This is a genomic window from Corynebacterium maris DSM 45190, assembly GCF_000442645.1.
GTDB lineage: Bacteria > Actinomycetota > Actinomycetes > Mycobacteriales > Mycobacteriaceae > Corynebacterium > Corynebacterium maris.
In genome coordinates this window covers 566,870-580,318 of the sequence record NC_021915.1, presented here as the reverse complement: position 1 = coordinate 580,318, position 13,449 = coordinate 566,870, and the positions used below count along the sequence as shown (strand labels likewise).

12 protein-coding genes are annotated in these 13,449 nt (G+C 69.7%); 3 read left to right on the top strand and 9 right to left on the bottom strand.

Features of this window, described 5'->3' with window-relative positions:
• Nucleotides 1-20 precede the first annotated feature (20 nt).
• From B841_RS13975 to B841_RS02775, 3 genes are all read left to right on the top strand, one after another.
• Nucleotides 21-236: a hypothetical protein gene (locus B841_RS13975; RefSeq protein ID WP_169466557.1), complete on the top strand. Its 216-nt coding sequence runs from the start codon at nucleotides 21-23 to the stop codon at nucleotides 234-236.
• 179 nt (nucleotides 237-415) lie between these two features.
• Nucleotides 416-1,735, top strand: a complete 1,320-nt coding sequence (gene eccD, locus B841_RS02780; protein ID WP_169466554.1) for a type VII secretion integral membrane protein EccD — start codon at nucleotides 416-418, stop codon at nucleotides 1,733-1,735.
• Nucleotides 1,732-2,907, top strand: coding sequence for a S8 family serine peptidase (locus tag B841_RS02775; protein ID WP_020933962.1), 1,176 nt, complete (start codon nucleotides 1,732-1,734; stop codon nucleotides 2,905-2,907). Before eccD ends, B841_RS02775 begins: the two co-directional genes overlap by 4 nt.
• On the opposite strand, the gene B841_RS02770 is transcribed toward B841_RS02775, so the two are convergent.
• The 9 genes from B841_RS02770 to B841_RS02730 all read right to left on the bottom strand — a co-directional run bounded on the left by B841_RS02770 (nucleotide 2,904) and on the right by B841_RS02730 (nucleotide 13,357).
• Complete coding sequence (locus B841_RS02770) at nucleotides 2,904-3,347, bottom strand: TIGR02611 family protein (protein ID WP_020933961.1); 444 nt, start codon at nucleotides 3,345-3,347, stop codon at nucleotides 2,904-2,906. The genes B841_RS02775 and B841_RS02770 overlap by 4 nt on opposite strands.
• Nucleotides 3,348-3,413: 66 nt before the next feature.
• Nucleotides 3,414-4,730: a class I SAM-dependent methyltransferase gene (locus B841_RS02765; protein WP_020933960.1), complete on the bottom strand. Its 1,317-nt coding sequence runs from the start codon at nucleotides 4,728-4,730 to the stop codon at nucleotides 3,414-3,416.
• A gap of 88 nt (nucleotides 4,731-4,818) precedes the next feature.
• Complete coding sequence (locus B841_RS02760; protein ID WP_041631710.1) at nucleotides 4,819-6,345, bottom strand: FAD-binding oxidoreductase; 1,527 nt, start codon at nucleotides 6,343-6,345, stop codon at nucleotides 4,819-4,821.
• 78 nt (nucleotides 6,346-6,423) lie between these two features.
• Nucleotides 6,424-7,671, bottom strand: a complete 1,248-nt coding sequence (gene eccB, locus B841_RS02755) for a type VII secretion protein EccB (protein ID WP_020933958.1) — start codon at nucleotides 7,669-7,671, stop codon at nucleotides 6,424-6,426.
• 78 nt (nucleotides 7,672-7,749) lie between these two features.
• Complete coding sequence (locus B841_RS02750; RefSeq protein ID WP_020933957.1) at nucleotides 7,750-9,972, bottom strand: DUF6541 family protein; 2,223 nt, start codon at nucleotides 9,970-9,972, stop codon at nucleotides 7,750-7,752.
• Nucleotides 9,973-10,022: 50 nt separating this feature from the next.
• On the bottom strand, nucleotides 10,023-10,877 hold the full coding sequence (gene truA / locus B841_RS02745; RefSeq protein ID WP_020933956.1) for a tRNA pseudouridine(38-40) synthase TruA: 855 nt from the start codon (nucleotides 10,875-10,877) through the stop codon (nucleotides 10,023-10,025).
• 24 nt (nucleotides 10,878-10,901) lie between these two features.
• On the bottom strand, nucleotides 10,902-11,585 hold the full coding sequence (locus B841_RS02740; RefSeq protein WP_020933955.1) for a DUF998 domain-containing protein: 684 nt from the start codon (nucleotides 11,583-11,585) through the stop codon (nucleotides 10,902-10,904).
• A gap of 88 nt (nucleotides 11,586-11,673) precedes the next feature.
• Complete coding sequence (gene rplQ, locus B841_RS02735) at nucleotides 11,674-12,297, bottom strand: 50S ribosomal protein L17 (protein ID WP_020933954.1); 624 nt, start codon at nucleotides 12,295-12,297, stop codon at nucleotides 11,674-11,676.
• 43 nt (nucleotides 12,298-12,340) lie between these two features.
• Nucleotides 12,341-13,357: a DNA-directed RNA polymerase subunit alpha gene (locus tag B841_RS02730; RefSeq protein ID WP_020933953.1), complete on the bottom strand. Its 1,017-nt coding sequence runs from the start codon at nucleotides 13,355-13,357 to the stop codon at nucleotides 12,341-12,343.
• Between the last annotated feature and the right edge of the window lie 92 nt (nucleotides 13,358-13,449).

The following is a 13,449-nucleotide window of genomic DNA, read 5'->3' as shown; positions in this document are numbered from 1 at the left end:
TCTGAAATTACCAAAATGGCATGAGCGGAATGATCAGCATCACCGGGCTCGCCGCCCTACCGCCCATGAACATCAACGCGACCATCGCCACCATCGCGGCGACCATGATCACCGGCACCAGAATGCGGATGACCGGCACCGGCGCGGGCCGCGTGGCCGCCGGCACCGCCTCCGCGCTCAACGACCCGCGCGGCCGCGGCGGGGCAGGGTCACGTTGCCCCTGCGTGAGCGGTTGAACGATCCGGTCCTCATACAGACCCAGCATGACTCCCCCAAGTCCTTGGTTTCGTTGCCACAGCCGCCCGATCCCCCAACCAGGCCCCTAACTGTGGACACAGGCAGCATTGTAAGGGAAACTGTGCTCGTCCGGGCGACGAAGCCCGGACGAGGACACCATCATTCGGGGGATGATTCAGTGAGAAACTCAACGGCGCCGACGCATGTGCTGCGCCTGACCGTGCGCGTCCACGTGGGGGCTTTCCACCGGGAGGTGGACTTGTCCGTGCCCGCCGGCTCCACCCTGGCGGACGTGGCGCCCGAAATACTCGACCTGTGCGCCGCACCGCAGATCACCCGCCCCTGGCGGGCGACGACCGCGGCGGGACTGCCCATCGAACAATCCGTCGCGCTGCAGCACTCACCGCTGGACCACGGCTCCATCCTGGTGCTCACCCCGGCTGAACCCGTCGACGCGCCCATCGTCCGCGACTCCGCAGAAGCCCTCGTCGCCGAACTCGGCGACGGACGAGGCGCCTTCGGAGCCGCCCAACTGGCCACCGTCACCGGCGTCCTCGCCCTGGCGGCCGTCGCCTCGCTGTTTCTGCCGCTCGCCGGGGCCCTGGCGGCAGGCGCAGGCGCCGCCGGCGCCGTCGTGGTCTGGCGCCGCGACGCCCACCTCGTCGCCCTGGCCGCCATCGCCGCCGCCGGCGCGGCGGCCGCCGCTTACGTCGACCCGACCTTCTGGACCGGCTCCGGCTGGGCCGCCGTCGCGGGAACGGCCGCCGCCGCCCTGACCGCACTGCTCGGGGCGGCCCTGCGCACAGTGGGGACCCGGGCGCTGGCCGCCGTCCTGACCGCCGGGCTCCTGCTGCTGCTCGGCGCCGCCGGAGACCTGCTGCCCTGGCTGCCCGCCACCACCGCCCCAGCCGCCACCGTGCTGCTCGGCTGTCTGGCGCTGCTGTCCTTCGGCCCCGGCGCCGCCGCCAAAGCCGCCGGACTCCACGTCCCCGCCCTGCCCACCGCCGGGCAGGAACTGACCATCTCCGACGCCGCGCAACCCGACGTCCAGCACCGCGCCCGGCGCGCCGGGCGCCTGACCGACGGCATGGCCGTGGGCGCGGCCGTCATCGCCGCCCCCGCCACCGTGTTGGCCGGGTGGCAGGGCGGTCTGTGGCCCCAACTGCTCTGCCTGACGGTCGCCGGGGCGGTGCTGATGCACGCCGCCCGGCACCGCGCCCCCGTGCCGGGCTGGTCGCTGGCGGTCATCGGGCTCAGCGCGTGTGCCGGCGTCGCCTTGGCCGCGGTGCGCGGCGACCAGCACCCCGCGGCCGTCGCACTGGCCGCCGCAGTCGCCCTCGCCGCGCTCACCGCCGTGCTCTGGGCGCCGCGGGTGCGCGACCTGGAACCGACCACGATGGCCTGGTGGGAACGCGTGGAATTTCTCGCGGTGCTGGCCTGCCTGCCCATCGCGGTGCAGGTCACCGGCCTGTTCGGCATGATCCGGGGACTGGGATGACGAGGACGCCGAAAACCACGTGGGCGGCCGGCCTCCTGGTCTGCGTCCTGGGCGCGGGTGCGCCCGCCACCCCGACCGCCGCCGCCCAAGGCCCCGACGTGGCCTGCACCGTCCCCGTGGGCGTGGCCGCCCCGGAGCTGGACGACGACGCCACCGACCGCCGCACCCGCACCCACCGCATCGCCACCGGCGCCGGAGTCAAAGTCGCGGTCATCGACACCGGAGTCGCCGACCACGAACAGCTGCGCCCCGTCCACCACGGCGGCGACTTCGTGGCCCCCGACGCCCCGGACGCCGTCTTCGACTGCGACGGCCACGGCACCGCCGTCGCCGGCCTGATCGCCAGCCACCACCTCGGGGTGGCCCCGGACGCGGAAATCATCAGCGTCCGCCAGACCAGCGCGCACTACCGCACCGAGGACGACGGCGCCGGCACGCTGGCCTCCCTCGCCGAGGCCATCCACGCCGCCGTGCACCACGGCGCCGACGTCATCAACGTCTCCGTCGTCGCCTGCGTACCCGCCCACCTCACCGAGCACCTGGACACCTCGGGACTCGACGACGCGCTGGCCCGCGCGGAAGACGAAGGCGCCGTCATCGTCGCGGCCGCCGGCAACGCCTCCGAGTCCTGCCTGCCCGGCGACGCCGTCTACCCCGCGCACGCGCCCACCGTGCTCGCCGTGGGCGCCCGCGCCGACGCCCACCGCATGGCGGACTATTCGGTGCCGGCGCCGCCCGGGGTCGTGGAACTGTCCGCGCCGGGCACGGCCCCGGTGTCGTTGGCCGCGGCGGGCAGCGGGTGGGCGACGGGGACCCGGCCCGCCGGGGAGGACCCGGTGCGCGGTTCGGTCACGGCGTTCGAGGGCAGCAGCTTCGCCGCCCCGGTCGTTTCCGGGACGGTGGCGTTGCTCGCGCAGCGGTACCCGGAGGATTCCGCCGCCGTGCTGCGTGACCGGGTGATTCAGGCGGCGCGGCCGGCCGGGGGCCTCGTGCTGCCTTATGAAACGCTCACGCATGTGTCGGCGCAATACGAACGCGGCCCCCGGGAGTTACACATCAGCGCCCCACACCAAGAGCACGACGAGGCGCCGGCGCGCACCGGATGGGCGCTCATGGCGCTCGCGGCCGTGGCGGTGGCTGCGGTGTTCTGGGTGGGGCTGCGGCGTGGTTAGGGCCGGTCCCAACCCAGCCAGCCGTGGAAGACCGGGGTGAGCACGTTCAGCCCGCCGAGCGCCCACCCCGCCCAGGCCAGCGCCATGAACGTGATCCAGACGGCGACGAGCAGCACGGCGATCAGCGACCATCGCAGCGCCCTGGGTTGGCGCCGGTACCAGGCGAAGAAGTCGTCGTATGCCCGTACGCCCCAGGTGAGCAGGTTGCGGGCCCAAACGGCTTCGAGGGAGAGGATGCCCACGCCCAGGAAAGTCGTCAGCCACCCTTGCCCGGGCAACGGGATGGTGATGATCCCGATAATCAGGACCACCCATCCGATCACCAGCGTGGCTGGGGCGATCAGCCAGCCGAAACGGGCCTGCCGTTTCGCCTGGGCGCGGCGGGCGTCGAAGCGTTCGAGCCGCCCCGAGACCATCTGCCGCATAGTCAGCGTCGTCATGAGGGATTAACGTCCCCGGCTCCGTGATAGTTCCGTGACCTCCGCGTCACGCGGTGGCATGATGCGCTAGTTGTCCGCCAGGCCCCAGGGGGAGTCGTTCCACCAGCGGCGCTCCGGCACCCCGGCGCGGGACTTGTCCTCGGCGAGCCGAACGCCCAGGACCTGGTGCAGTTGGACGACGTCGTGCTCGAAGCCCCACTGGGAGCCGGCCATGTACATGCCCCACAGGCGGGCGGTGTTCTCGCCGACGAGCTCGACGGCCTCCTCCCAGTTGTCCTTGAGGTTCAGGCACCAGTCGCGCAGGGTGCGGGCGTAGTCGAAGCGCAGGTTCTCCGCGTGCAGCACCTCGAATCCGTTGTCCTGCATCTCCCGGATGACGGTGCCGGAGCCAGTCAGCTCGCCGTCGGGGAAGATGTAGCGGTCGATGAAGCCGCCCTTCTTCGTCTTGTGGTTGTCAGGGTAGGTGATGCAGTGGTTGAGCATCAGCCCGCCCGGGCGCAGCTTGCCGGAGAGGAAATCGAAGTGGGCGGCGTAGTTGTCCACCCCGATGTGCTCCAACAGGCCGATGGAGGAAATGCCGTCGAAGTCCCCTTCCTCGACGTCGCGGTAGTCCAGGAAACGTACCTCGGCGAGGTCTTCGAGGCCCTCTTCCTTGATCCTCTCCTGCGCCCAGTCGGCCTGTTCCTTCGACAGGGTCACGCCCAGGGACTTCACGCCGCGGCGAGCCGCATAGCGGACCAGGCCGCCCCAACCGCAACCGATGTCCAGGTGCGTGTCGCCTTCCTTGAGCCGGAGCTTCTCGAAGACGAGGCGGTACTTGTTCTCCTGCGCCTCGTCTAAGGTGGCGTCCTCCGTGGGGTAATAGGCGCAGGTGTAAGTGACTTCCTTGCCCAGGAAAAGTTCGTAGAAGTCGTTGCCCACGTCGTAATGGTCGGAGATGACGTCCGCGTCGCGTTCCTTGGAGTGGCGGGTCAGCCCGTCGCGCAGGGTGCGCTCCAGCCAGCCCTGGCGCTCGACCTCGGGTACCGGCTGCACCTTGAGCGCGTCCAGGGCGCCGAGCGAGCGGTAGATCCGCACCAGGGTCGCCGGGTTCGGTGCCTGGAATTGGCCGTAGAGGTCGCGCAACGAGTCGAAGATTCCGTAGGGGTGGGCCAGGTGCTCGCCCTCGACCACGAGGCCGCCGGTCATCCAGGCGCGGGCCAGCCCCAAGTCGCCCGGGGCGGTGGCGATGTAGGCCAGGCCTTCGGGGCTGGTGAGCTGGACCCGGTACTTCGCGTCCTCCGGTCCCGTGGCGGAACCGTCGAAGGCTTCCCACCGGAACGGGTTGGGCGGAACGATCAGTTCATCGATTATTTCAGCGACGGTCATCGGCGTGAAAGCCATGGTTCGGCTCATCCTTTTCTGCTGGGCTCAGCGTCATATGTGTTGTTTAATAATGTGAATATTTTATGTCCGGGTCGGCGACCCCGCTTTAGACCCCGGTCACCGTCTTGTCGTAGAGGCCCGGGAAACGCCCGTGCGGGTCGTAGACCTTCTTCAGCTCATCCGGCAGGTCGCCGCCGTAGAGCCCCTCGAACTGCTCGCGGGTGTAGAACGCCTCGGAGTACAGCGACTTGTGCCCGCCGAGCTCGTGGACCTTCGACTCGATCACCTTGTTGAAGGCCCCCGGTTCCGCGTCCTCGCTGACGTGGTCACCCGGCACGGCGGACCAGAATCCGACGTTGATCCAGGTGGTGTTCGGCGTCAACGGGTACAGCGGCCACGGCGAGGACTCCTCCCCGAGGACCTCACCGCGACCGCCGAGCGAGGCGTCGTCGTGTCGCAGGCGGATCGGGCACAGCCACATCGGCTGGATGTCGCAGGCGGAGAAGAACCACTCCAGCCACTCGGTGAGCTTGTCGGCGGTGACCTCGATGTCCTGGACCACGCGCTCGCGGTGCGGTTCACCCTTGCGTTTGGTGGTCAGGTTGTGTTCGACGTCGTATTTGCGGTCGACGCCGATCAACTTCCAGTAAAAGGACGAGCGCAGCAGGTCGCGCGGCCACAGTTTGCGGACCTCCGGGATCTGGGCGCCGAAGGCCCGGGAGCACCAGAACCAGTCGACGTCCCAGCGCCAGATGTAGTCGCGGACGGTGAGCCGGTCGTACTTGACGCCCTCCGGGTGCTGGATGGCCCGGTAATAGATGTGCTCGCGGGTGTAGTCGCTGACCGGGCCTTCTTTCTCCGATTGGGTGGCCAGGATCAGGTACAGCTCATCGGTGGAAAACGCCACGCCGTCCAGGCCGTGGACCGGCACGCCGTCGTACTCCTGCCGTTCGGCGATTTCGCTGAGCTCCTGCGCGTAGGTCTGCGGGTCGTGGTAGCGCACGTAGCGCAGCTCCATGAACGGGGCGATCTCCTCCAGCTCGATCTTCAGGCGCACCGCGTAACCGAGGGAGCCGTAGGAGTTGGGGAAACCGCGGAACAAGTCCACGTTGTGCTCCGCAGAGGCGGTGACGATCTCACCGGTGCCGGTGAGCACGTCCATCTCCAGGACGGATTCGTGGGGCAGGCCGTTACGAAAAGACGTGGATTCCACGCCCATGCCGGTGACCGCCCCGCCGAGGGTGATGGTCTTCAGCTGGGGCACCACAAACGGCGCCAGCCCGTGCGGAAGGCAAGCGTCGACGAGGTCTTCGTAGGTGCACATGCCCTGCACGTCGGCGGTCTTGTTGACCGGGTCGATCGCGATGACCCCGCCCAGCCCGGACACGTCCAGCCCCGGCACGTTCGAGTCCTGGCGGCCGCGGAACAGGTTCGACGTCTTTTTCGCCAGCCTCACCCGCTCCCCCGCGGGGACGGCGTCGAAACTGCTGCGCAGCGCCGCGACGGCCTTGTCGTGTTCAAACCACCCCACCGGTTGAACTTCCTGGTAATCGAGCCCGCGACCTGGCACGACAGAGCCCAAACCGTCTGACAATGCACCCAATGTGTTCAACGCCATATTCTTCAAACTCATGAAATACCACCTTAACTAAAACTCCGGACCCCCGCTCTCCGTGCCTGTCCCCGGGAATCACGGCGTTCCGGCGCCACCTCAATACGTCGCCTGCGCCGCCGCCTCCCTGCTCAGCGCGGATCCTTCCGGCAACAGCCGCACGACCTCCCACGGGGCGTCCGCCGGCTCCGGCGTCCCCAAGGACGTGAGCGCCTCCGGCTCCGGCACCTCGTGGCGTCGCCCCACCCCGGAGATCACCTGCAGCCCGTGCCCGGTGTCCACCGCGAAGGCGCCGCCGGGCGGCCCGTCGAAACGATCCGCCACCGCGTCTCCGGCCAGCTCCACCCCGCCCGGTTCCGCAGGGGCGGTCACCGCCGCACCGGACTCATCCGCGCACACCGCCCGCTCCGCCGGGTCCACCCACCCGGGCGCCACGCGCGGCAACGACGTCGCCTCCCCTTCATGGGTGGGGTAGTCGGCGAGCTCAGCGCGGTCGATCTCAGTTTCCGGGGCGCCCGCGTCGGCGAGGATCCCGGCCTGGACGTCGGTCAGCGGAGCGACCGCCGAGTCGATCAACGCCCAGGACCCCGCCTCTGAACCGGTATGCAGCAGGTGGGGCAACGGGTCGGGCAGGCGCCAGGCCGGCTGTTCGGCCACCGCGCTGAGCACCTCCCCGGGCACGTCGACGGCCGGCGTCGCCGCGTCGACGCCCAGGCCGCGGCGCAGCACCCTGCCCTCCGGGCTGTCCGCGGCAGGCAACTCCCGACGCCCGTCGGCGGTGAGCACCCAGTCGCGGTCCGCCGTCGGCACGAACACGGCGTCTTCCCCCAGCTGCGTGGCGCCCGCCCCGGCGCGCACGACCACCTCACCGGTCTCCGCGACCCAGCAGGCGGACCACCGCCGTGGCGCCTGGTCTGCGATCAGGCTGGGGGCGTCGGGCACCCCCACGGGGCTGCCGTGCGGGCTGGCGGCCAGGTATTCGGCCCCGATCGAGGCCGGGTCAGCGGGTTCGCCCGCGATCAGTCGCGCGGACGCCAGATTGGCCACGGGGTGGAGTCGATCGTCGACGCGCACGTAGAGGCCGCCGGCGTCGTCGGCGACGATCGCCGCCTCCCCCGGATCCGGGTTCGGGCTCGCCCAGGCCATGAGTCCCGCGCCCAGGCCGACGAGGACCGTGGCGATGAATCCGAACAGCAGCGCGCGCGAACGGGTGCCCAGCGGGTCGTGGATCATCCGGATGTCCCCGAAGACCAGGCCGTGTTCGACGCGGCGGCGCAGAAAACGGTGCCCTGAGACCTGCGCTTTCGTGGTCGGCAACAGCGTCGGTGACGTGTTCTTCTCCCGCACAGCAATCCCCCCGGATGCGTCGCAACGGTCCGCGCGCCCCAGCCTCCCCGAGTGGGCGCGCGGTGATCGACGTTCAGCTTAAGCAGGGGGCGGTGGTCCGGCAACCGCAGCGAGCTCGTCCGCCGTGGCGGGCAGCGGGTCCGGGGACTGTCCCGGCGCGGTGAGCTCCGCGAGCTCCTCCTCGGTGAAGGCGTCGTCGACCGCGAAGATCGCCACCAGCCCGTCCTTGTACACCGGCGTGATCCCGTCGCTGGCCCAGAGCCCGTGCATGAGTTCCCAGCGGGGTTTCTGGAACGCCCAGAACGGCCACGGCGACACGTAGTAGTAGTTCACGCCGAGGTCTTCCACCGCCTGGTCGATGGGGTTGGCCGCGTCTTCGCGGTAGCGGACGCCCTCGCCCAGCAGGGGGCCGTGCCAGTAGGTGCTCGCGGTGTCGGAGTCGCGGGTGACCCGCGGCCACTCATAGTGACGGTAGAGGGAGGGCAGGGAGTTGTAGGCGTACATCCACCCCATGCCTTCCGCGGCTTCACCGGCGATCAGGCCGTCGTAGGCGCCGGGTTGTTCGGCGAGCCAATCCCAGGCTCGGCGGTCGGCGGCGCTGACCATGCGCGTGGAATCGAAGGAGGCCATGAAGGCCGCCTCTGCGCCGCGGCCGGAGGTGTCGGCGACGTAGACGGCCGCGCCCCACCCGGCGGGGATCGCCAGAATCACCGAGGCGAACGCGGATCCGACCCGCCACCGCCCCGCGTGCGCCGTGGCGAAGCGTTCCATCGGGGCGAAGGTCAGCAGGCGGATCGCCGCGGCGACGCCCACGCCGGCGGCCGCGACGGTGAACAGGGCGACCGGCATGACCAGACGGTGGGCCGTCGCGTAGTGCAGTCCGCCGATCAGATCGAGGACGCCGGCGCCGGGGACGTCGAAAGGCCGCAGGGCGTGGGCCGTCAGCCACACGCTCAGCAGGTAGAAGGCCGGCGCCCACAGGTTGCGGCGCCACAGAATCAGGGCCGCCGCGCCGAAGCCGGCGACCCACAGCAGCAGGGTGGGGTCGACGTCGGAGAAGAAGTCGCCGACGTGGCGGGTGTCCATGGTGACGGCCTTGACCCACGATTCAGTGCGGGTGACGTCTTCGGTGGCGTCCCAGGCGGTGACCTCTTCCGCCTGTTCCGTGCCGGACAGCAGTTGCGGCAGCAGCAGCAGCGTGCCCGCCAAACCGGCGCCGGCCAGCAGGCCCAGGTCCCGAAGTCGGGTGGTGACGGCGCCGCGGCGGGTGGCCGCCGGGCGGGCCGGGCGGATCAGCAGTCGTAGCAGCCACCACAGGCCGAGCCCCAGCACCACGATCGTCGCGGCGGAGGGGTGCAGCTGCGTCAGCCCCGCCAAGGACAGCGCCGCGGCGGGGGCGGCCAGGGGCCGGTACGGCACCAGCATGAACAGCGCCAGAACGATGCCGGAGACGGACACCGCCGCGAGGTAGGGCCAGGCGCCGACGTACTGGCCGATCCAGTACAGCACCGGCGAACCCACCACCAGGATCGCGGCGACGCCCGCGGCGATCTGGGCGGTCAGGCCGCGGTTGCCGAGCATCTTCCACGCGATCAGCGCCACGGAAAGCGGCAGGCCGAGAGACGGCACCACGATGGTGGTGAGGTTGACCGCCTCAGTCGGGCTGACGCCGGCGAGCTCCACGAGCAGCCCCGCGGCGGAGTGGAAGGCCGCCGGGTAGTACAGCGGGTCCCCGGTCTCCAGGTTCCGAAGCTCGCCCATCCGGGTCGGGGACGCGACGCCTTCGTCGGCGATCCAGCGCACCATGTTGGCGTGCCACTGCACGTCCCAGCCCTGGAAGACGCTGTCGACGCCGTGGGGCCCCGTTTTCAGCCAGTCCAGGCTGCGGGAGATCAGCAACCAGGCGCCGGTGGCCACGCCTGCGGCGGGCAGAATCCACACCGGGTCCAGGAAGGTGCCGGTGCTCCACGCCCGCCAGGTGCGGGCGGGGCGGGCGGGCGGCGGGCCCGTGGATCCGTCGACGGGGACGGCTTGTCGACGCCCGCGCCCGAGCGTCCATGCGCCGATGCGCCAGATGGCCGCGATGATCACCGTCACCAACCAGACGACGAGCATCGAGGAAAACGTGAAGGGCACCGGCGTCTCTCCGAGCGCCCAGCCCGCCAGTCCATAGACGCTGAAGGTCAGCGGCAGCGCCGCCGCGACCGCCCAGGGGCCTTTGAGGCCGGAGACCCAGCCCAACACCGCGCCCGGAACCGTCGCCAACGCGATGGCCGTCCAGACCGCTGCGGCGACATCCATGCGTCTTTAACTCCCCGTGGTAAGTGATCTGCCGATTGAACGTCGTTAGTCTAGCGGTTCCCGCGCCGATCCCGGGTCACCGCCGCCCGGGCCGCCAACTCGTCTGCCCCGGGATAATCGACCCCCGTCAAGCTCAGCCCGCGGGCGGGCGCGACCGGGATGATCGACGAGCGGTGTTCCTGCGCCAGCAACACGTCGATGAGGCCCACGTCCCGCCGCCCCTCCCCCACCACGAGGCAGGCTCCGACCAGGGAACGGACCATCGACCAGCAGAAGGCGTCGGCCACGACGTGCGCCTCGTACAGGTTCGGCTCCTGTGGCGTGGACGCGTCCCGCCAAGAGAACTCCTGTAATTCCCGGATCGTCGTGGCGTGAGGGCGGGCCTTGCAAAACGCCGCGAAGTCGTGCAGGCCGACCAACGCGGTCGCGGCCTCCTGCATCAGTCCGAGATCCACCGGCTTGGGCCACACCGCGGTGTCGCGGACCCGGGTCGGCAGCGCTCCGGCCGGGTCCGTGGACAACCGGTAGACGTAATGGCGCCGCAGCGCGGAGAAGCGGGCGTCGAAGTCATCCGTGACTTCGGTGACCGCGCTGACCCGCACGTCCGCGGGCAGAAACCGCGCCAGCCGGCGCACCAGGCGCGACGGGTCGCCGTCGATGGAGCGCTGGTTCAGGCTCTCCCGCGGCACGTCCAGGTGCGCGACCTGCGCGGCGGCGTGGACCCCGGCGTCGGTGCGGCCGGCGACCGTCAGGCGGGCCTCGGTGCGCAGAATTTTGCTCAGCCCGTCCTCGAGCAAACCCTGCACGGTGCGCAGCTGCGGGTCTTTTTGCGCGGCCCAGCCGTGGAAGTCGGTGCCGTCGTAGGCGAGGTCCAGGCGCAGGCGAAGAATCTCGGCGTCGTTCATGATTGCTTCAGGTTACCGACGGGCTCAGCCGAGCCGCTCAGCGGCCCGGCGTACCGCGGCGTCGCGCTCCGCCCGGTCCGGATCCGCCCGGCGGGCGCGGCGGGGCTTCGTCCGGTCAGGTCGCAACTGGCCCGCGCCGAGGAAGACGACCCACACGGCGAGCACGTCGACGGCGATGCGCCCGTACAACCCGGGGGCGCCCTCGGGGTTAAACAACAGCAAGGCGGCGCCGCCCACGGACACGAGCAGCACCACGGCGGACGCCGCCGCCAGCGTCGGTCGCGTGTGCCGGAGGGTGACCGCCGCCGCGCTCACCGCCGCCCACACCGCGACGACGTAAACCACCGCGGCCGCGTCGTGCGGCCCCGGTTGCCGATCGGGAGGGAGCATCCCTACGACCGTCAGGGCGACGCCCGCCACGGACAGGGCGTAGCCCGCGAGCCGACGCAGCGCCAGACCGCCTGTGAGCAACAGTACGCCGCCGACGAGCAGCCCCAAGTTGAACCAGAGATGCCCCGGGCTGCAGACGAAGCGCGGGCCGAAGCCGTCCGCGACGGGGGCGCACACCGTGTGCCCGAGATCGCTGACGAGGTTGAACTGCAGTGAGTAGAACCACGAATCCCACAACAGCAGAGCGATGAACTGGCCGAGGAACACCACCGCGCTGGAGGCGATGAGCGTGATCCCGGCGAGGCGCTGACGTGACATGGGGTCCACGCTACCTCTGGAAAAGGGACACGCCCTGCCCCGGGGTGACCCGGGGCAGGGCGTGAGAAGGAGGCGGGAAGCCGCGGACTTACTTGTCCTGGGCGTCCTGCTCGGCCTCGGCGGCCTTCTCCTCTGCTTCGACGGTCTCGGCGGAGTCGTCGGCCGGCGCGCCGGCTTCGGCGGCGGGCTCGTCGGACTCGGTCGCGACCTCGGAGGCGTCTTCAGCAGGCTCGTTGTCCTTCTTGGAGACGTTCTCCTCGGCCGGGGCCTCGGCGTCGGTGTCGATCTCGGCGTCGGCCTCAGCCTGCTTGGAGGCTGCTGCGCGGGTGGCGCGGGCGGCCTCGGTGGAGACGGTCTCCTCCAGCACCAGCGAGATCTGGGACACCGGGGCGTTGTCGCCCGGGCGGTTCTCCAGCTTGATGATGCGGGTGTAGCCGCCTGCGCGGTTCTCGAACTTCGGTGCGAGCTCGTCGAACAGGTAGTTGACGACGTCCTTCTGCGGCAGGTGCTTCATCACCAGGCGGCGGTCGGCGACGGTGCCGGACTTGGCCTTGGTGATCAGCTTCTCCACGTACGGACGCAGGACCTTGGCCTTAGCGTCGGTGGTCTTGATCGCGCCGTGCTCCAGAAGCTGCGCAGTCATGTTGGACAGAATGCTCTTCTGGTGCTGCGGTGAGCCTCCGAGACGGGCACCCTTCTTCGGGGTAGGCATTGTGTTCTCCTCGTGTGCTGATGTGAGTTAGCTGCTTGGTGCTTTACTCGGAATCGTCTGCGTCCGGGTCAATGAACTCACCGGTCTCAGCGTCGTAGCCTTCGAGCTGCGAGGGATCGAAATCCTCCGGCGCGTCCTTCAGGGTCAGACCGTTCTGGGCGAGCTTGATCTTGACCTCGTTGATGGACTTCTGGCCGAAGTTGCGGATGTCCAGCAGGTCGGATTCGCTGCACTCGGCGAGCTCACCGACGGTGTGGATTTCCTGACGCTTCAGGCAGTTGTAGGAGCGCACCGACAGGTTCAGATCCTCGACCGGCATGCTGTATGCGGCGATGTACTCGGATTCCTGCGGGGACGGGCCGATCTCGATGCCCTCGGCGGCGGTGTTCAGCTCGCGTGCGAGGCCGAACAGTTCCACGAGGGTCTTGCCCGCCGACGCCACGGCGTCGCGGGCGGTCATCGAGTTCTTCGTCTCCACGTCGACGATCAGCTTGTCGAAGTCCGTGCGCTGTTCGACACGGGTGGCCTCGACCTTGTAGCTGACCTTCAGAACCGGGGAGTAGATCTGGTCGACCGGGATGCGGCCGATGTCGCCGGCGACGTTCGACGGTGCGGCCGGGACGTAGCCGCGGCCGCGCTCGACGACCAGCTCCATGTCCAGCTTGGCCTGCTCATTGAGGCTGGCGATGACGTGATCCGGGTTGTGGATCTCGACGCCGGCCGGCGGCTGAATGTCGCCGGCGGTGACCTGGCCCGGGCCTTCCTTGCTCACGTACATGACGACCGGCTCATCGGAGTCGGAGGACAGCACGAGGTCCTTGACGTTCAGGATGATCTCGGAGACGTCTTCCTTCACGCCGGAGATCGTGGTGAACTCGTGGAGCACACCCTCGATCTTCACGCTGGTGACGGCTGCGCCCGGAATGGACGACAGCAGGGTACGGCGCAGGGAGTTGCCGAGGGTGTAGCCGAAGCCCGGCTCGAGCGGCTCCATGATGAAGCGCGAACGGGACGAGTCGATGTATTCCTCGGTGAGCGTGGGACGCTGGGAAATGAGCATGGTTTTCTCCTTTGACGGCAACCGCTATTTGATGCCGAGTAGGAACTGCATGAATGAGTTGACGATTCCTGCCGGGAAGTGCCGGCAGAAGT